Genomic DNA, 19200 nt, shown 5'->3' on the forward strand with positions numbered 1-19200 from the left:
CGTTTTCAGTCTTCGGAACGTGGCGGGCTGCCTGCGCTGCGCAGATGCAGGCGGCCAAGCTGGGCGGCCTCGATATGGGCGCGCATGGCCGCTTCCGCGGCCACGCCATCACGCCGCTCCAGAGCGGCCAGCAGGGTGGTGTGCTCTTCCGAGGCGGTGCGGATGCGGGAGGCCAGCATCATGGTGGTTGGCCCGAGGATGAGCATGGTCTTCTCCAGCCCCTCCATGGCGCGGGCGAGAAAGCGGTTGCGCGCCGCGCCAAGCAGGGCCTGATGAAAGCGCCGGTTGAGAGCGGCGGCCTCGACCGGATCGGTGCAGGCGGCAAATTCGGCATTCAGCGCCATGAGGGCCTGCAGCTCCACATCGGAAGCGATGCGTGCGGCAAGGCGTGCGGCCGTGCCCTCCATCACCGCCCGCATTTCATAAAGCTCCATGACCTCCGCATGGTCGAGCTCACGCACGACTGCTCCAAGGCGGGGCTGATGGCTCACGAGCCCATCGGCCTCCAGCGCCCGAAGGGCTTCACGCACAGGGGTGCGCGAGAGGCCAAGCCGTTCTGAAAGATCGGTTTCACGCAGGCGGGTTCCGGGCAGAAGCTCTCCGCGCGCAATCGCATCAATCAGTTGCCGGTAGGCCTGATCGCCCTGGCGATGGTCGGCCTGCCTGTTGTCCTGCCGGGTGTTGCTCATGCCAGCTCCTGTCCTGAATTTCAGTGGATACAGTTGGATACAAAAATGAGTCAAGCCGAGTCTGGAGCCTCTCAAAGCTGGGGGAAGAGAGCGTTGAAAGGCTTCAGCAGGGGGCTGCCCAGAGTGGATTCCGCACTTTCCGGGTGCGGTGCGAAACCTGCGAACAGATTGAATATCCGGGACTTATGGATGTTCGGTTCAGCATGCGGCAATGCATCATTCATGAAACATTTTTATCGCCTGAACCTTCTTCTCAACCCCTGATTTCAACCATATGAAATTCCCGAAAAATATGCAACTCATTGAAATAATACATGTTTCTATGAATTCTCGTCCGGATAAAAATTTTTTGAAGAAATTTCAGAGAAAGCCACTTGAGAAATATCTCAAAGTCAGAATACAAAATAATGAAACGTTTCACCGATGGCCCGCACCCCGTGCGCCATACGGACAGAAGAACGTGTTTCACCAGGGAGGAAGTCATGCGACTGAACAAGGTCGTGCTCATGGCCGGCTGCGCCATGGCCATTGGCCTGGGTGCCGTGAGTGCCCGGGCATGTGAAATCAAGATCGGCGCCACAGGTCCCATGTCCGGGGCGGCAACCCAGTGGGGGCTTGCCATCAAGGGCGCGGCGGATTTCGTTGCCGCAGAGGTGCGCGAGGCCGGCGGGCTGAAGGTGGGCGATGAGACCTGCCAGCTCAAGGTCGTCACGATCGATGCCAAATATACAGCCGAAGGCGGTGCCGCGGCGGCCAACAATTTTGTCAGCCAAGGCGTGAAGTTCGTGCTGGGGCCGATGGGCTCGCCCGAAGTCACCGGCATGAAGCCGATCACCACCCGCAACAAGATCCTCATGTTCAGCGACAGCTATGCGCGCGATGCCATTGGCAAGCGCTGGCCGCTGACCTTCCATATGGGCCCCGGCCCGGCGGCGTGGGGTGACCCGATCGTCAAGATGGCGAAGGAAGAGTTCGGCATCAGGAAAGCGCTGACCATTGCGCCGAACGATCAGGCCGGTACGGATGTGGCCGAAGTGGTGGCGCAGGTTTACGAGAATAACGGCATTCCCACAAAGCTGGAATATTACCAGCGCGGAACCACCAACTTCGCCCCCATCGTCACCCGCATCATGGCGGCAAATCCGGATGTGGTGGATACGGTTTCAACACCTCCCGGTGATGCCGGCATCATCGTGAAGCAGTTGCGGCAGGCCGGTTTCAAGGGGGCCATTGGCCGTCTGGGCGGGCCGGGGACGGAAGAGATCACCCGTATTGCCGGTGGCCTCGATGTGCTGAAGGACTTCTATTGGTTCGAGCCGGTTTTCATCGATGACAATGTGCGCGCCCTGCAGAAGCGCTATCACGAACTGGTCGGTGTCGAGGCGCCGGAGAACAATTTCTTCTTCCTGTTCGTGGCTGGCGGGCGCGCTCTTGCTGAGGCCATTTCCAATGCCGGCACCTATCAGGATGCCGAGGCTGTCGCGCAATCCCTGCGTGAGCTGCATGTGAATGATCCCAATCTCGGCCAGGGAAAATGGATTGGCGAGAAGACCTATGGCATCCGCCAGGAACTCTCCCTGCCCTTTGGCATGGGGCTGATCCGCAATGGAGAAACCCTTCCCGTCCGGCGCTCTGACGCCCCGACTGACGAATAGTCCAGATCAGGAGAGCGACAGTGGAAGGATTTGTCTCAGCCGGCCTGATCGGGCTGTCCCTTGGTGCGCAGTATGCCTTGCTGGCACTGGGCTTCACCCTCATCTTCGGAATACTTGGCGTGGTGAACTTCGCCCATGGCGGATTCTATCTTCTGGGCGGATATGCGGCCTATTGCGGGGTTTCGATGCTGGGGCTGCCCTATCCCGTTGCCGTCATTCTGGCCACACTGGTGACAGCCGCGCTGGGATATATCTTTGAACTGCTGCTGCTGGAAAGGGTCGTCGAAGACCATTTGGCGACCCTCATCCTCACGCTGGGCCTGTATCTGGTCATGGGTACGGGCGTGGTGCTGGCTTTCGGCCCGGATGCACCCTTGTTCCAGTTTCCCGTGCAGGGGGTCCTGCGCTTTGGCGGCATCTATCTGCCGCTTGCCAATCTCATCGTCTTTGTCATCTGCTTCATTGCGCTGGGCCTGACATGGGCGCTGATCTACCGGACGAATTTCGGCCGCAGCATGCGCGCCTTGTCGGAAGACCGTGATGTCGCGGTCGCGCTGGGCATTCGCGCGCGCCTGATGTTTCCGCTGGCCTTTGCGCTGGCGACCGGCCTTGCCGGCATGACGGGCGCGCTCGTCACGCCCATCCTTTCGCTCACGCCCCATGTGGGAGACCCGGTGCTGGCCGCCTCCTTCCTCGTGGTCATTCTGGGGGGGCTGGGCAGTCTTGGCGGGGCAACGATCGCCGCTTTTCTCGTCGGTCTGGTCGAGGCATATGCCGCCGTTTATCTCGGCGGCTCCAAGGGTGCACTGTTGCTGTTCATTCTTGTGCTGATCGTCCTTCTCGTGAAGCCGACTGGCCTGTTTGGCCGCCCGATCCGCGGAGCCTGAGATGAACCGCACCAGAACATCCCTTCTTCAGCGCCTCGGCAGGGCGGAGCTTGTCGCGCTCATTGTCATGGCGTGCATGCTTTCACTGCCGGCCTTCTTTGAGGGCGCCGCGCTGGTTTCCGTTCTCACCCAGTTCATGATCGCGGTGATGGGCGCGCTGAGCGTTTACATCATGCTGCGCATGGATCTGATGTTTTTCGCCGTGCCGGCCTTCATGGCCATTGGCGGATATACTGCGGCGATACTGAGTGTCCGCCATGACATCACGGACCTCTTCTTTCTCACCCTTGCCGCATTCGGGCTGCCCTTTCTGGTGGCCATTCCCCTGGGGCTGCTCATTTTGCGGATGAAGGGGGTCTATTTCGTGCTGGTGACCTTCGTGATCGCCGAAATCATGCCGCTGGTGCTGTTCGAGACGCCGGGCCTGACGGGTGGTTCCAATGGTGTTTCCAGCCTGCCGCCGGTCAGTGTGTTCGATTTTCATATCGAGACCAATGCCGCCGTGCTGATGCTGGCTGCCGGCCTTGCCTTTCTGGCCACCCTCCTGACGGTTCTGGTGACGCGGATCCTGCGCAACCAGTTCGATGCCATTCGCGAGAATGAGGTGCTGGCGCAGAGCCTTGGCATGAGGCCCTGGATCTACAAGGTCACCGGTTTCTGCTTCGCGGCCGGCATTGCGGGGCTGGGTGGCTTTGCGCTGGTCGAGATGCTGATGACGGCGCATCCCTCATCCTTCGCGGCGATGACGGCCATCAACTATGTCGCCTATGCGGTTGTCGGCGGATACGCCTCGATCCTCGGGCCGATTGTCGGTGCGGGCCTGCTGGTCTGGGCCACCAATGTGTTCAGCCTGCAGGGAGAGCTGTCGCCCGGCCTGTTCGGCATTCTTCTCATCGTGGCCGTGGTGTTTGCGCGGGGCGGCATTCTCGGGCTGGTGTGCACGGTCTGCCGCAATCTGGGCGGCAGGGGGCGCAGGCAGGCTGGCGTGGTGAAGGGAGAACCGGCATGACACGCGCGATGAATGCAGCCCCCGCCATGCTGGAAGCGCGGGCCATCAGCAAGCATTTCGGTGGCAACAAGGTCTTTACCGATCTGTCCATCACGCTTGGCCGTGCCGAAATTCTCGGGGTCATCGGCCCCAATGGCGCGGGCAAGACCACGCTCATCAATGTTCTTTCGGGCCAGCTTCCGGCGACCTCCGGCGCGGTTCTCCTCAATGGCGCGCCGGTGACGGGGACCAGTTTCCAGACCCGCAGCCATATGGGGCTGGTGCGGACGTTCCAGCAGACCAAGACCTTCAGGTCTGCCAGCGTGGCGGAAAATCTGGAGCGCGCGCGCCTGTTCAGCCGCAAGGCTTTCATGCTCGACAATCCGACGATCCGCGGCCTGCTCGACCATGCCGGCCTGTCGCGACGGATGGAGCAGATATCGGACACATTGCCCTATGGCATGCAGAAGATGCTGGGGCTGATGATGGCCATCGTCACCACGCCCAAGGTGCTGATGCTCGATGAGCCGGCAGCCGGGCTGGAGAGGGACGAGCGCCATTTCATCGATGCCTATGTCGGCGCGGCGATGCGCGAGATCGGCGCCTGCGTGCTGCTGGTCGAGCATGACATGGATCTGGTGAAACGGCTGTGCCCGCGCCTGTGCGTGCTGGATGGCGGGCGCCTGATTGCGGAGGGGGCCACGCAGGAGGTGCTCTCCCGCCGCGAAGTGATCGAGGCCTATCTCGGCGCGAGCGATGACGAGGAGATCCCGGCCCATGCTTGAAGTGCGAGATCTGACCGTCCAGTACGGCGGCATTCAGGCCCTCAACCGCATTTCCATCACCGTTCCGGCGGGGGAGACGGTCATCCTCATCGGGGCGAATGGGGCGGGAAAGAGCAGTCTCATCAATGCGATCATCGGCATGGTGCCGATCCGCTCGGGCCAGATCCTGCTGGATGGCAAGGACCTGACGCAGGTTCATGCCGCAGATCGCGCTGCCTGCCGGATCGGCTATTCGCCGGAAGGGCGGCGGGTGTTTCCCACCATGACGGTGCAGGACAATGTGCTGGCCGGGGCCGCCCGCCTTGGCCGCGCCGAGCAGGCGCGCGCCTATGAACGGCTGGCCGGCATGTTCCCCATGCTGGCCCAGCGTGCAGGGGATCTGGCGGGGCTGCTGAGCGGTGGCCAGCAGCAGGTTGTGGCCATTGCCCGCGCCATGAGCGCGGGACCGCGTCTGCTGCTTCTGGATGAGCCTTTTCTGGGGCTTGCTCCGGTCTGGATCCGGCAGATCAGTGACGCGATCCGCCAGTTTCGCGCCGAGGGCGTGACCGTGCTGATGACCGAGCAGATGGCGCTGCCCGCCCTGAAGGTGGCCACCCGTGGCTATGTCATGCGCGGCGGTGTGGTGCTGCGGCAAGGCGGAATCGAGGAATTGCGCGGTGCGGCGCTGGCGGAGGAGTATCTATGAACAGGCCCTCTTTCGATCCTGATGCGCCGGAATGGGCGCTCTACACGATCCTGTATGCGCAAAGCCCGGCAGACCGGCCGGCAGGGCATAATTTTGTCGGCGCGGTGGATTTCCATGATGTGCCGATGCCGCTCGATTTCTTCGTGTGGCTGGCGGTTGGCGCGGGCCGGGTGGTTCTCATCGACAGCGGATGCAGCAAGGAGACCTGCATCTCGCGCGGCCACATCTATCTGCGCTGCCCGACAGAGGGGCTGCGGGAACTGGGCGTGGAGCCCGGGGCGGTGACGGATATCATCGTCACCCACATGCACTGGGACCATCTGGGCAATCTGGAGAAGTTTCCCAATGCGCGCCTGCATGTGCACAAGGCCGAAATGGCCTATGCCACGGGCTGCAACATGTGCCACGCACCCTTGCGCCGGCCTTATGATATCGAGCAGGTCTGCGATATTCTGCGGGCGCTCTATGCCGGGCGTGTCAGCTTCACCGAGCAGAGCTGCGAGGTGTTTCCAGGCTTCCGCCTACATCCGGTTGGCGGGCATGCGCCGGGGCTTCAGATCGTGGAGGCCAAAACGGCGCGGGGAACCGTGGTTCTGGCCTCCGATGCCATGCATTTCTATGCCAATGGCGAACTGCAGAACCCTTATGCGGTTGTCGTCGATGTGCCCGCCTATCTCGATGGCCTGGCCCTTCTCACACGCCTTGCGGACAGCCCCGACCATATCGTGCCGGGCCACGACCCCCTGCTGAGGGAGCGCTATCGGCAGGTTCCGGGCACATCCCTCATCTGGGATGTCAGCTCGCCCCACGCCCTGCGGGCGCCGACGCCCGCATCCCATGATGATCGCCGAGCGGATTGAAGCCATGACAGCCCATTTTGATGATCTCCATCGCCTCCTGATTGATGGCGCATGGGTCGAGACGCCAGAGCGCCTTGGTGTTGAGAACAAGTATTCGGGCGCGGAGATCGCGCAGGTCTGCGTGGCCACGCCGGAGCTGATTGCAGAAGCTGTCGCCACGGCCAGGGCGGCACTGGAAAAGGGCGCGCCCGCCCCGCATGAGCGCGCCGCAATCCTGTATCGGGCCGCGCGTCTGCTTGAGGACCAGCGCGAGCGTTTCATCGCCCTCATGGTTGCAGAGGCCGGCTTCACCCGGGTTGATGCCGCCACGGAGGTGATGCGCGCAGGGCTGACGCTGGAGCTTTCGGCCGAGGTCGCCAAATCCCTCACCGGCCATACGGTGCCATTCGGGGCGCATCCGGGCTCCGGGCAGCGCATCGGCTTCACGGTGCGTGATCCCATCGGGGTCGTGGTGGCCATCACGCCGTTCAACTCGCCGCTGAACACGGTGCTGCACAAGATCGGCCCCAGCTTTGCCGCCGGGAACCCGACTGTCCTCAAGCCCTCCTCCCTCACGCCGCTCACCGCGGCGCTGCTGGGGCAGGTGCTGGTGGAGGCGGGCATGCCGAAGGGCTATCTGCACATCATCCAGGGGGAGGGGCGGCTGGCCGAGCATCTGCTGACCAATCCGGATGTGGCCTTCTACACTTTCACCGGCTCCACCCGGGTGGGGCGCATCATCCAGCAGCATGTGGGGCTGCGCCGCAGCCAGATGGAGCTGGGCAGCATTGCCTCCACCATCGTGTGCGCGGACGCCGATCTGGACAAGGCGCTGCCCAGGATCGCCAATGCCGGCTTCCGCAAGGCCGGGCAGGTCTGCACATCGGTGCAGCGCCTTTATGTGGCCCGGCCCCTTGTGGCGGAGGTGACGGAACGCCTTGTGCAGCTCGCCGGTGAGATGCTGCCCGGCGATCCGGATCATGAGGAGACGCGCGTCGGCCCGCTCATCAGCGCGGCGGCTGCGGTCAAGACCGAAGCATGGATCCGCGATGCGGTTGCCGCAGGCGCGCGCCTGCATTGCGGCGGCCAGCGGGAGGGACGCATCGTGCATCCGGCCGTGCTCAGCCATGTTCCGGCCCATGTGAATGCCTGGTGCGCGGAGGCCTTCGGCCCGCTCATCGCCATCCAGCCCTTCGATACGCTGGATGAGGCCATAAGCGGGGCCAATGACACCGAGTTCGGGCTGGCCGCGGGCATCTTCACCCGGGACATTACGGCCGCGATGACCGCCATGCGGCAACTGCGTTTCGGCACGGTGCAGATCAACGAAACGTCTTCGGCGCGGGCGGATGTCATGCCCTTCGGCGGCATGAAGTCCAGCGGCTTCGGCAAGGAAGGGCCGGCCTATGCCGCCGAGGAAATGTCGATCGAGCGGCTGATCGTGATCAATCCCTGACCTGTTTTCATTTCAGCTGTTCCGGTGCCTGCATGCGTGACAGCTCTATTGCGGTTTGGTGAAATGCTTCTGCAACAATCATCCTATTTCTGCCCGACACGCATCATTCTTGGCGAGGGATGTCTGGCCCGCTTGCCGGAAATCCTTGCTGAGCACGGAGCGCGCAAGGTGTTCATCGCGGTGGACGCCGCTCTTCTGAATCTCGACTTCATGCGCCGGATTCTGGAGCAGATGGAGCGCGCCGGCATTGCCTGTGCGACATTCTCAGAAATCGAGCCGGACCCCACCGATCTTTCGGTTGCCAGGGCGATCGACATCAGCACGGCGCTGCAGGCAGACCTGATTTTGGCCATTGGCGGGGGCAGCACCATTGATGTGGCCAAGGCTGTCGCCATCGTCTCCACCAATGGCGGGCGTATCCATGATTATGCCGGCATCGAAAGATTCTCGATCCCGCCGCTGCCGCTCATCGCCGTGCCCACCACAGCGGGCACCGGCTCGGAGGTTTCCGGCTCCTGCGTGATCTCCGATACGCAATCGGGGCTGAAAATGTCGATCCGCCATGCCGCGCTCAATCCGGCCCGGGTGGCGTTTCTGGACCCGCTGGTTCTGGCCTCCCTGCCGGCATCGGTGGCCACCCATTCGGGGCTCGATGCCTTCGTGCATGCTTTCGAGAGCTATATCTCCCGCAATGCCAACCCTTTCACGGATGGCATCAACCTGCATGCCATCCAGCTGCTCGCCCGCAGCCTCCGGCCCTTTGTCGCCAACCGGGCGAACAGCCGCGCGGCTTTTGACATGCTGTGCGGTTCGGCGCTGGCGGGCATGACATTCGGCCAGACAGGCCTTGGCAATGTGCACTGCATGGCCCGCTTCATCGGCGCGCGCTATCATCTGTCGCACGGGCTTTCCAATGCGCTGTGCCTGCCTGTCGTCGCCCGTTTCAACATGATCTCAAGCCCCGAGCGCTATGCCGACATTGCCCGCGCCATGGGGTGTCATGTCGAGGGGCTCTGCACGCTGGAGGCGGCGGAAGTGGCCATCGGCGCGATCCGGGACCTGTGCGCCGATGTCGGCATTCCCGCCCGGCTTTCCGATGTCGGGGTGGTTGCGGAGGACATCGAAGAACTGGCCGATCTTTGCATCGATGCCGGTTATAACCGCTGGAATCCGCGCACGACCTCCCGCGCGGACTTCGTGCAGTTGTTCCAGCAGGCGCTGTAACGCGGCGGACAGGAAACGGACAGGATTGCGCAGCCCATGCCGAAGAAGAAGAACATTGCTGATCGCGTGCCACAGAACCGGCTGACCGTGCAGGATGTTGCGCGCCATGCCGGGGTGTCCATCGGTACGGTGTCCCGCGTCATCAACAATGTGCCCGGCGTGACGCCGGCGGTGAGCATGAAGGTGCGGGCGGCCATCGAGGATCTCGGCTGGACCCCCAATCTGGCGGCGCAGAACATCCGCTCCTCCTCCTCGCGCATGATCGGCTTCATCTTCTCGGATATCCGCAACTCCCTTTATGCCCGCATGACCAAGGGGGCGGAGGAGGTCCTCACGGCAAAGGGCTATCTGCTTGTCACCGCCAGCAGCGATGGCAAGCCCGAGCGGGAGGTGGCGCTGCTCGAGCTGTTCAAGGCCCGCCGCGCCGATGGCATGATCCTGACCGTGGAGGATGAGAGCAATCCCCTCGTCAATGAGGCGATTGCACGCGCTTCCATGCCGCGGGTGATGATGGAGCGCGAACTGGCCATTGGCGGCACCTCCGTGGGGGCGGATCATTATCGCGGCACGCGGCAGGCGGTCAGCTATCTGATCGGCCTTGGCCACCGGCGCATCGCGATGATTGCGGGCGGCCGCGGGACACGTGTTGCACGCGACCGCCAGCGCGGGCTGGAGGACGAGATGGCGGCGCATGGCCTTGCGGTCGATCCCGACCTGCTGCGGCTGGACAGTTTCGCCTCCGAATATGCCTATCGCCAGACCCAGCTTCTGCTGGAGCTGGAACAGCCGCCGACAGCGCTGCTCTCCTTCGGCGTGCGCCTGTTGCCGGGGGTGATCTCGGCCTTGCGCACCATGGGGCGCAGCTATCCGGAGGACATCTCGCTCATTTGCAGCAATGACACGGACCTGGCGACCATCGCCTCGCCCGCCATCACCGCCATTCGCTACGACGCCATGACCCTTGGTCGCGTCGCGGCGGAAACCCTGCTGGACCAGATCGAGGGGCGTCTTGATCCCGAACGCACGCAACGCATCGAGATCGTGACCGAACTCGTCCTGCGGGATTCCTGCCGGGCGATCAGCGGCTAGCGCATCCGCGCCCCCCTGACCCCCGTCACGGAGCTCCGGAACCATAAACAGAACAGGGAGGAGATCTCAGGACATGAACGATATTCTATTCCAACCCTTTCAGCTGGCCGGGCTGGAACTGGCCAACCGTATCGTCGTCTCGCCCATGGCGCAGTATTCCGCCAAAGGGGACGGGCATGTGACGGACTGGCATGTGATGCACTATGGCACGCTTGCCGTTTCCGGAGCGGCATTGACCATTCTGGAAGCCACCGCCGTTCTGCCGGAAGGGCGCGTTTCCCCGGCCTGCCTCGGCCTGTGGGATGATGCCCAGACCGAGGGCATGAAGCGCATCGTCGCCAGTTTCCGCCGTTCATCGTCGTCCGGAAAGGTTGGCATCCAGCTTGCCCATGCCGGGCGCAAGGCATCGGTTGCGGTGCCATGGGCCGGTGGTGCGGGCCTCGGCCCGGAGGAGGGCGGCTGGGCGCTGCTGGGCGCCAGTGACTGCCCCTATCCCGGACGTGATGTGCCCCATGCCCCGGATGAGGCCGAACTGGAACAGATCACGCAGGCCTATCTGGAGGCCCTGCGCCGGGCCGGGGAAGCCGGTTTCGATGTGATCGAGCTGCATTGTGCCCATGGCTATCTGCTCAACAGCTTCCTCTCCCCGCTGAGCAACACGCGCACCGACAGATATGGGGGCGATCTGGAGGGGCGGATGCGCTATCCGCTGGAGCTTTTCCGCCGGATGCGGGCGGCCTGGCCCGCGCAAAAGCCCATGGGCGTGCGCATCTCCGCGGCGGACTGGGTGGAGGGCGGCTGGACCCTTGAGGATTCCATCATCTTCGCCCAACGCCTGAAGGCATTGGGGTGCGATTATGTGGCCGCCTCCAGCGGGGGCAGTTCACCAGACCAGAAGATCACCCCCGGGCCGGGTTATCAGGTTCCGCTGGCACAGGGTATTCGTGAGGGGGCCGGATGCACGGTGATTGCTGTCGGCATGCTGTCTGATCCCCAGCTCGCCAATCGCGTGCTGGAAGAGGGGCGGGCAGACCTGATCGCGATCGGCCGGGGCATGCTCTTCAATCCCCGCTGGGCCTGGCACGCCTGCCTTGAGCTGAAAGGGCAGATGCGGGTGCCCGAACCCTATCTGCGGTGTCACCCATCCATGCGCCACTTGCCCCGCTGATCCCGGCAGGGCGTACAGGCAGATCACCCATATCCGCTCTTTTCCGGAAGAGCGGCGGATTCAACATGGCCGATGCCGCGCTTTCAGCACGGCAATGCGATGTTTCGTGGCCTCAAGGGGTATAAGATGTCACTCAAGCTATTTGAAAACTGCGCGTTTCGCGGTGTGGAGCTGCGTAACCGCATCGTTCTCTCGCCCATGGCCATGTATATTGCGGATGAGGGGCGGGTGAACCAGTTTCATCTGACCCATTACCAGAAGTTCGCCATGGGTGGAATGGGCCTTGTGGTGGTGGAGCAGACGGCGGTCTCGCGGCGCGGGCGCATCACCAATGGCTGTCTTGGCCTGTGGGATGACAGCCAGATCGAGGGCATGCGGCAACTCGTTGCCGGCATCCACCATTTCGGGGCGAAGGCGGCCATCCAGATCAACCATGGCGGCCGCAAGGCCAGCGCCCAGAGGGCGTGGCGCGGCAATGGCGTGCTGAATGATGAGGATGTCGCGGCCGGCGAGGAACGCTGGACGCCGGAAGGGCCCTCGGATTTTCCCTTCGCCGAGGGCTGGCCCGTCCCGGACCAGATGTCGCCGGAAGATATTGCCCGCCTGAGGCAGGATTTCATCGCCACCGCGCGGCGTGCCCTGAAGGCCGGTTTCGATATCATCGAGATCCATATGGCGCATGGCTATCTGCTGCAGAGCTTCCTGACGCCGCTGGCGAACCGCCGCACGGATGCCTATGGCGGCTCTCTGGAAAACCGCATGCGGCTGCCTCTGGAAATCGCCGCCGACCTGCGCGCCGACCTGCCCGCCGAAGTGCCGATCTTCGCCCGCATTTCCGCGACCGACTGGGTGGATGGCGGCTGGACGATCGCCGACAGCGTGGTGCTGGCGCGAGAACTCAAGCGCATCGGTCTTGATCTGGTGGATTGCTCCTCGGGCGGAAATCTCCTGCGGGGCGCCACAAACTCCAATCTGGCGCGCGGGCCGGGATATCAGGTGCCCTTTGCCCGGCAGGTGCGGGAGGAAGCCGGCATCCCGACCATGGCTGTTGGCATGATTCGCAATGGCGCACAGGCCGAGGAGGTGCTCCAGGAAGGCAAGGCGGACCTGATCGCGATTGGCCGGCAGGCTCTTTATGATCCCTTCTGGGCCTATCATGCCGCCCAGGAACTGGGTGTGGACAAGGATTTCGAGAGCTGGCCGGAGCCTTATGGCTGGTGGCTCCAGAAATGGGCGGCGAATGTGCGCGCTCCCGATGGCAGACTCTAGTCAAACTGCTGCACGGGAATGAACTGAAGACTGCCGCCGGCCCTCAAGGGGCCGGTTTTTTTATCGCAATCTTCTCCGACAAAATATTCCAGCCCGAGTCGGGAGGTCTTTTTATTGGGTCGTCCATCTTGAAGAGGTATTTAGATCCGGGTTGTATTCTCCGGCAGGTTCAACAATCAGGTTGTGGCCGCCTTCCGGGTTCCCTATATGGATGTCTCATCCGTTTTATTGGAATTCGGGGCCATCCGGTCAGGCCTGCTCTGTGCTCCGCGCCAGAAATATCGACAATCAGGATTGTCAGGGCCTGAAAATGATGGCTGATTTGATCTCCCTTAAGGTGGTGCTTCACGGAAGTTTCATGATGAAATTTCCAACCTGTGTCCGAGCGGAGATCGACGCCCAGTGAGCATCAGCAAGATGAGTGGTTTTGAAGCCGCTGTCGGCCAGGCTGATGATGCCCGTATCGCCGAGATCATGGATATTTGCCGGGAATGGGTCTGGCAGATGGATGAAAGCGGCGCTTTCGTCTTTTCCTCCGCCACGGTGCAAAATCTTGTGGGCTTTGAACCCGGGGAGCTGATCGGGCGGCCCTATCTGTCCCTCATGCCGGTGCAGGAGGCTGTCTCATTCGGCCCGCTGCTGCTGGATGCAATGCGCGAGGGGCGTCCGCTCCAGCGCGCGTTGCACCGGGTCATCCGCAAGGATGGCAGGACCGTGCTGCTGGACATGAATGCCGCGCCTCTGCCGGGTGGGCAGGAGGGCGGGCGCATCTATTGTGGCATCTGCCGCCTGGTGGGGGAAGATGACATCGCCCCCGTGGTTGGCGATGTCTCTGCCTATTCCAACCTGTTTCCCGTCGCCCTTTTTCTCATGAACCGGGAGGGGCGCTTCATCCGCGTGAATGAAGCCTTCGCCCAGCTGGTGAACCTGACCCCCCGGGATGTGGAAGGGCGCATGATCGCCGACCTGATGCCGGACGGGGCGGCCAATTTCCGTAATGATGTTGCCGCCTTCGACCGGGGCGACCAGGTGCCGGACCATGAATTCGTCTGGCGCGGACGCAGCTATCAGGTTTCGGTGCGGCCGGTGCGGGATGATCAGGGCCATGCCATTGGCGGCGCTGTCAGCTTCACGGACATCAGCATCTACAAGCGCGCCGAGCGCATCCTGTCAGCGGCGAACGAGCGTTTGCAGGCGACAGCGGAACGGGACTTCCTGACAGGGCTGCTGAACCGGCGCCAGTTCGAGGAAGTCTACCGTATCGAGGTGAGCGCGGCGCGCCGCGAACAGGCGCCGGTCTCCCTGCTGATCATGGATGTGGACCAGTTCAAGGCCTATAATGACCATTACGGTCATCCGGCGGGAGATATCTGCCTGCAAAGGGTGGCCAAGGCGCTGGCGCGTGTTGTCGCCCGCCCGCGGGATGTGGTGTGCCGTTATGGGGGCGAGGAGTTCGTCGCCATTCTGCCAAGCACCCATCCTGCCGGTGCCATGGTGGTGGCGGAGCGCCTGCGCAAGGCGGTGTGGGAGCTCAATATTCCCCATGCCCGCAGCGGGCTGGGCCGTATCAGCCTCAGTATCGGCGTGGCCTCCCTGATGCGGATCGATCCGGCCAGTGACATGGCGCGTCGTCGTCGCATGTTGCTGGAAGCTGCGGATGGGGCGCTCTATCAGGCCAAGGCCAGGGGGCGCAACAGCATCTGTTCTGCCGGTTCCGTCAACGTCACCTGATCGCCGACCTGATCTCGAAAGAAAAACGGCCCGCCACAGAAAAGGGCGGGCCGTCTTGAATCAGCGCGAGAACTTCTTGTACTGCAGGCGCTTGGGAATGGTGGAATCCACGCCCAGACGACGCTTCTTGTCCTCTTCATAATCGGCGAAGTTGCCCTCGAACCACTCCACATGGCTGTCGCCCTCAAAGGCCAGCATGTGGGTGGCGATACGGTCGAGGAAGAAGCGGTCATGCGAGATGATGACGGCGCAGCCGGCATAATCCTCAAGCGCCTCTTCCAGCGCGCGCAGGGTTTCCACGTCCAGATCGTTGGTCGGTTCGTCGAGCAGCAGCACGTTGCCGCCGGTCTGCAGCACCTTGGCCAGATGCACGCGGTTGCGCTCACCGCCAGAGAGCATGCCGACCTTCTTCTGCTGGTCGCCGCCCTTGAAGTTGAAGGCCGCGCAATAGGCGCGCGAAGGAATTTCCTTCTTGCCGACATAGATCACGTCATTGCCGCCGGAAATCTCTTCCCACACGGTCTTCTTGTCATCCAGCGTATCACGGCTCTGGTCGACATAGGAGAGCTTGACCGAGTCACCAATGGTGATGGTGCCGGCATCCGGCTTCTCCTGTCCCGTGATCATGCGGAACAGCGTGGACTTGCCCGCGCCGTTCGGACCGATGACGCCGACAATGCCGCCGGGCGGCAGCTTGAAGGTCAGGTCGTCGATCAGCAGCTTGTCGGCGAAGCCCTTCGAGAGATTCTCGAAATCGATGACATTGTTGCCGAGGCGCTCGGCCACCGGAATGATGATCTGCGCCGTCTGCGGGGCCTTTTCGGAGGCCTTCTTGACGAGATCGTCATAGCGCTGGATACGCGCCTTGTTCTTGGCCTGACGCGCCTTGGGAGAGGCGGAGATCCACTCCTGCTCGCGGGCGAGGGCGCGCTGGCGAGCCTCATCCTCGCGACCCTCCTGCTGGAGGCGCTTCTGCTTCTGCGCCAGCCATGAGGAGTAGTTGCCCTCATAGGGAATGCCGCGGCCGCGATCGAGTTCCAGAATCCAGCCGGTCACATTGTCGAGGAAGTAGCGGTCATGGGTGACGATGAGGATCGCGCCCGGATAGCTGCGCAGATGGCCTTCCAGCCAGTTCACCGTCTCGGCGTCCAGATGGTTGGTGGGCTCGTCGAGGAGGAGGATTTCCGGCTGCTCCAGCAGCAGGCGGCACAGGGCCACGCGGCGGCGCTCACCGCCGGAAAGCTTGGTGACATCCCAGTCATCCGGCGGGCAGCCCAGCGCTTCCATGGCCTGTTCCACCTTGGATTCGAGATCCCACAGGCCCTGGGCCTCGATCTCGTCCTGAAGGCGGGTCATTTCATCGGCGGTCTCGTCCGAATAGTTCATGGCGAGATCATTGTAGCGGTCGAGAATGGCCTTCTTTGCGGCCACGCCCTCCATCACATTGTCACGCACATTCTTGTCGGGATCGAGATGCGGTTCTTGCGGCAGGTAGCCCACACGCACGCCTTCGGCCGCCCAGGCCTCGCCGGCATAATCCTTGTCGATGCCAGCCATGATGCGCAGCAGGGTCGACTTGCCGGCGCCGTTGACGCCGAGCACACCGATCTTCGCATCGGGGTAGAAGGAGAGGTGCACATTGTCGAGCACCTTCTTGCCGCCAGCATAGGTCTTGGTCAGACCGCTCATATGGTACGCATACTGATAGGGGGCCATGCGCCGCCGGCTCCATCCGAAAAGAGGGATTGAAAGAAGTTACTGCTCTTCTAGCCCCCCCTTGCGCACGCGGCAAGCGCATGCTGCGCGCCGGCGCCCGGCCTTTCGTGGACAGGGGCGGGAGAAGGGGCAGGGCAGGGGGGAGGAGAGAATTTTATAGCCCGCTGTGGAAAACTTGAGAGATGAGGCTTGCGCAAAATCCCGAGTCTGTCTAGAAGCACCTTCACCGCGACGCACTGAGGCGCGGCACAAAAAACCGGATGCGGGCGTAGCTCAGGGGTAGAGCACAACCTTGCCAAGGTTGGGGTCGTGGGTTCGAATCCCATCGCCCGCTCCAGTTTTTTATCAAGACAGTGCATTCAAAGAAGCTGCCGCAAGGCGGCTTTTTTGCTGTTTGGCCTCCCTTGAGCCGGCTGGAGACGGGCCCTTGCAGGCCCTCCTGTCCGCCGTCCAGCCCCGCTATTTCCTCCTAGTTCTCCTGGAACACCGCAAGGCCGAATTCCGGAAGCATGGCGATGACATGGTCGAAAATATCGGCCTGAATCCCCTCATAGGCGATCCACTGGGTGGTGTTGGTGAAGCAGTAGATCTGCAGCGGCAGCCCTGTTGGGCCGGGATCGAGATGGCGCACCATCAGCGTCATGTCCTTCCGCAGGGCCGGGTGATCCTGCAGGTAGTTTTCCAGATAGGCGCGCAACAGGCCCAGATTGGTCATGCGGCGCTGGTTTCCGGGCACCTGCGCCGCATCGCCCAGCTTTGCGTTCCACTCCGCCATGGCCTGTTTTTCGCGGGAGATATGTTCGGTCAGCCGGCGCAGATGGGAGAATTTCTCCAGATCCTCCTCAGTAAGAAAGCGCACCGTGGTCTGGTCGATGGGAATGGCGCGGATGATGCGGCGCCCGCCGGATTCCGCCATGCCGCGCCAGTTCTTGAACGGCTCGGAAACAATCTTGCGCAGCGGGAATGTGGAATAGGTGTTGTCCCAGTTGCGCACCGTCACCGAATAGAGGGAAAGGTCGATCACCTCGCCATTGGCATTCATGGCCGGCATCTCGATCCAGTCACCCACCTTGACGATTTCGGTGGAGGACAATTCGAGCGCGGCCACGAAGGAGAGCAGCGTATCCTGAAACACCAGGATGAGGACGGCGGTGAGCGCGCCAAGGCCGGAAAGCAGGATCAGCGGTGAGCGGTCGATCAGGGCGGCGACCATCAGGATAATGGCCACGCCATAGGTAATGATGGTGGCGATCTGCACATAGCCCTTGATGGAGCGTCCTGAATCATCGTGCCGGCGCTGCCAGATCTGTCCGCACAGGCGCAGCGTGGCCACGATGGCCATGGCCGCGAAAAGGATGATGACCGCATCCGAGACATTGCGGACAAAGGCGGCGAAGGCGGGAGAGATGCCCGGTACCGCCCCGATCCCCGAGGAAATCAGGAAGGCCGGGATGCAGGAGGCAATACGGGTGCTGATATCGGCATGCTCAACGTCATGGCCCTTGAAGAATCTCATCCTCTCCACCATCCGGGTGATGGTGTGGCGCAGGATGAAGCGCACCACATGCCCGGCCAGCCATGCCCCCACAATGAGGCCCAGAAACCAGACGCAGGTCTGGATATAGGGGTGGGCGTTGAGGAGCCGTTCCAGGTTTTCGATCATGTCCACGAGAGGTCTGCCCATCATGCAAGGGTGGGTGCGGGCGGCTCGCCGCAAGGTGGCGTCCACAGCATTCTGTACGCATTATTCGCAAGATGTGTGCACATGCCCCGCCTGTTTGTTCGCCAGAAGCGGGTCTGGAAACATGTTTTTTCAGGCAATCCACAAGATGGGCCGGAGCATGTTACCGCTTCGGGCGGGAGGGGCCTGATGTGTGCAAATATCAGGCAGATGCTGAACCCCACAGGGCAATTTCTCCCGGTGAAAGCTGGCAGGAATGTCTCCAATTTTTGACGTGGTCTGATTGTGCTATTCTTGCCAATGTAGATCATAGTTCCACAACAGAATGATTCCTGATCCCCGGAATGATACTGTTGTCGGGATGATTGGCAGATCATGCGCGGGGCGGACATGCCTGCACAAGGTCATCAACGAACCAAGGAGAAACCATGAAAAAGCATCTGCTTGTGGCAATTGGCGCACTGATGATAGCTGGCGGCGCTCACGCGCAAGACCTTGATATCCTTGGGAAAATCAAATCCAGCGGCACCATTGTGGAAGGGGTGCGTGAGTCATCCGGCCTCTCCTATACGCTGGGCAACGGCAAATATGCCGGCTTCCATTATGATGTCTGCGCCCATGTGATCAGCGACATCCAGAAGCATCTGGGCCTGGAAAAGCTCACCATCAAATATCAGCCCGTCACCTCGCAGAACCGTGTGCCGCTGGTATCCAATGGCACGGTGGATATCGAATGCGGCTCCACCACCAATAATGAGGCGCGCGCCCGAGACGTGGCTTTCGCGAATACTACTTTCGTCGAAGAAGTGCGGATCGCGGTGAAGAAGGATTCGGGGATCAAGTCGATCGAGGATCTCACCGGCAAGACCATCGCCACCACCACCGGCACCACCTCGGTGCAGACCCTGCGCAAGCACAAGGCTGCCGAGAATGTGAAGTTCCGTGAGGTTTACGGCAAGGACCACGCCGACAGTTTCCTGCTGCTGGAAACCGGCCGCGCCGACGCCTTCATCATGGATGGCTCGATCCTGGCCGCCAATATCGCCAAGTCCCGCAACCCCGGCAATTACGCCATTGTGGGTGAAGTGCTGGCGGTTGAGCCCATCGCCATCATGCTGCCCAAGGACCCCGCCTTCAAGAAGGTGGTGGACGACAGCCTCAAGTCCCTGTTCGAAACCGGCGAGCTTGAGAAGATCTATGACAAGTGGTTCCTGAAGCCGATTCCCCCGGCCGGCGTTGTCATCAATCTCCCGCTCTCGCAGTCCACGAAGGACGCCTGGGCGAACCCCAACGACAAGCCCGCCGAAGCCTACAATAACTGACCCCCTGCATAAGGCC

General features: G+C 62.2%; 16 protein-coding genes and 1 tRNA gene. 14 read left to right on the top strand and 3 right to left on the bottom strand.

What is annotated here, in order from left to right:
- Positions 1 to 5: 5 nt before the first annotated feature.
- Positions 6 to 689, bottom strand: coding sequence for a GntR family transcriptional regulator (locus ACT6QG_RS07315; protein WP_444976922.1), 684 nt, complete (start codon positions 687 to 689; stop codon positions 6 to 8).
- Positions 690 to 1171: 482 nt separating this feature from the next.
- Between ACT6QG_RS07315 and ACT6QG_RS07320 the strand changes: the two genes are divergently transcribed.
- From ACT6QG_RS07320 to ACT6QG_RS07375, 12 genes are all read left to right on the top strand, one after another.
- Positions 1172 to 2344: an ABC transporter substrate-binding protein gene (locus tag ACT6QG_RS07320; RefSeq protein WP_444976923.1), complete on the top strand. Its 1173-nt coding sequence runs from the start codon at positions 1172 to 1174 to the stop codon at positions 2342 to 2344.
- A 20-nt stretch (positions 2345 to 2364) separates the two neighbouring features.
- Complete coding sequence (locus ACT6QG_RS07325) at positions 2365 to 3231, top strand: branched-chain amino acid ABC transporter permease (protein WP_444976924.1); 867 nt, start codon at positions 2365 to 2367, stop codon at positions 3229 to 3231.
- Between the two features lies 1 nt (position 3232).
- A complete protein-coding gene (locus ACT6QG_RS07330; protein ID WP_444976925.1) occupies positions 3233 to 4240 on the top strand; it encodes a branched-chain amino acid ABC transporter permease in 1008 nt (335 codons plus the stop codon).
- Positions 4237 to 5004, top strand: a complete 768-nt coding sequence (locus ACT6QG_RS07335; protein ID WP_444976926.1) for an ABC transporter ATP-binding protein — start codon at positions 4237 to 4239, stop codon at positions 5002 to 5004. Before ACT6QG_RS07330 ends, ACT6QG_RS07335 begins: the two co-directional genes overlap by 4 nt.
- Positions 4997 to 5689, top strand: a complete 693-nt coding sequence (locus ACT6QG_RS07340) for an ABC transporter ATP-binding protein (RefSeq protein ID WP_444976927.1) — start codon at positions 4997 to 4999, stop codon at positions 5687 to 5689. Before ACT6QG_RS07335 ends, ACT6QG_RS07340 begins: the two co-directional genes overlap by 8 nt.
- Positions 5686 to 6549: an N-acyl homoserine lactonase family protein gene (locus ACT6QG_RS07345; RefSeq protein ID WP_444976928.1), complete on the top strand. Its 864-nt coding sequence runs from the start codon at positions 5686 to 5688 to the stop codon at positions 6547 to 6549. Before ACT6QG_RS07340 ends, ACT6QG_RS07345 begins: the two co-directional genes overlap by 4 nt.
- Positions 6550 to 6553: 4 nt before the next feature.
- Positions 6554 to 7984 (top strand): aldehyde dehydrogenase family protein, encoded by a 1431-nt coding sequence (locus ACT6QG_RS07350; protein ID WP_444976929.1) that lies wholly within the window; start codon positions 6554 to 6556, stop codon positions 7982 to 7984.
- Positions 7985 to 8047: 63 nt separating this feature from the next.
- Positions 8048 to 9208, top strand: a complete 1161-nt coding sequence (locus ACT6QG_RS07355; protein ID WP_444976930.1) for an iron-containing alcohol dehydrogenase — start codon at positions 8048 to 8050, stop codon at positions 9206 to 9208.
- A 36-nt stretch (positions 9209 to 9244) separates the two neighbouring features.
- Positions 9245 to 10297 (top strand): LacI family DNA-binding transcriptional regulator, encoded by a 1053-nt coding sequence (locus ACT6QG_RS07360; RefSeq protein ID WP_444976931.1) that lies wholly within the window; start codon positions 9245 to 9247, stop codon positions 10295 to 10297.
- A 73-nt stretch (positions 10298 to 10370) separates the two neighbouring features.
- Complete coding sequence (locus ACT6QG_RS07365) at positions 10371 to 11465, top strand: NADH:flavin oxidoreductase/NADH oxidase (RefSeq protein WP_444976932.1); 1095 nt, start codon at positions 10371 to 10373, stop codon at positions 11463 to 11465.
- A 126-nt stretch (positions 11466 to 11591) separates the two neighbouring features.
- Positions 11592 to 12734: an NADH:flavin oxidoreductase/NADH oxidase gene (locus ACT6QG_RS07370; RefSeq protein WP_444976933.1), complete on the top strand. Its 1143-nt coding sequence runs from the start codon at positions 11592 to 11594 to the stop codon at positions 12732 to 12734.
- A 417-nt stretch (positions 12735 to 13151) separates the two neighbouring features.
- Positions 13152 to 14465 carry a GGDEF domain-containing protein gene (locus tag ACT6QG_RS07375; protein ID WP_444976934.1) on the top strand — a complete coding sequence of 438 codons (1314 nt, stop codon included), beginning with the start codon at positions 13152 to 13154 and terminating at the stop codon, positions 14463 to 14465.
- 60 nt (positions 14466 to 14525) lie between these two features.
- Here ACT6QG_RS07375 and ettA read toward each other — a convergent pair whose 3' ends face one another.
- Complete coding sequence (gene ettA / locus ACT6QG_RS07380) at positions 14526 to 16181, bottom strand: energy-dependent translational throttle protein EttA (protein ID WP_444976935.1); 1656 nt, start codon at positions 16179 to 16181, stop codon at positions 14526 to 14528.
- A 262-nt stretch (positions 16182 to 16443) separates the two neighbouring features.
- Between ettA and ACT6QG_RS07385 the strand changes: the two genes are divergently transcribed.
- A tRNA-Gly gene (locus ACT6QG_RS07385) sits at positions 16444 to 16518 on the top strand.
- A gap of 132 nt (positions 16519 to 16650) precedes the next feature.
- Here the strand turns inward: ACT6QG_RS07385 and ACT6QG_RS07390 are convergent.
- Positions 16651 to 17844: a mechanosensitive ion channel family protein gene (locus ACT6QG_RS07390; protein ID WP_444977419.1), complete on the bottom strand. Its 1194-nt coding sequence runs from the start codon at positions 17842 to 17844 to the stop codon at positions 16651 to 16653.
- Between the two features lie 446 nt (positions 17845 to 18290).
- Between ACT6QG_RS07390 and ACT6QG_RS07395 the strand changes: the two genes are divergently transcribed.
- Positions 18291 to 19184 carry an amino acid ABC transporter substrate-binding protein gene (locus ACT6QG_RS07395; RefSeq protein WP_444976936.1) on the top strand — a complete coding sequence of 298 codons (894 nt, stop codon included), beginning with the start codon at positions 18291 to 18293 and terminating at the stop codon, positions 19182 to 19184.
- The last annotated feature ends 16 nt before the right edge of the window (positions 19185 to 19200 follow it).

It is taken from the genome of Haloleucobacter ellipsoideus (assembly GCF_052491725.1).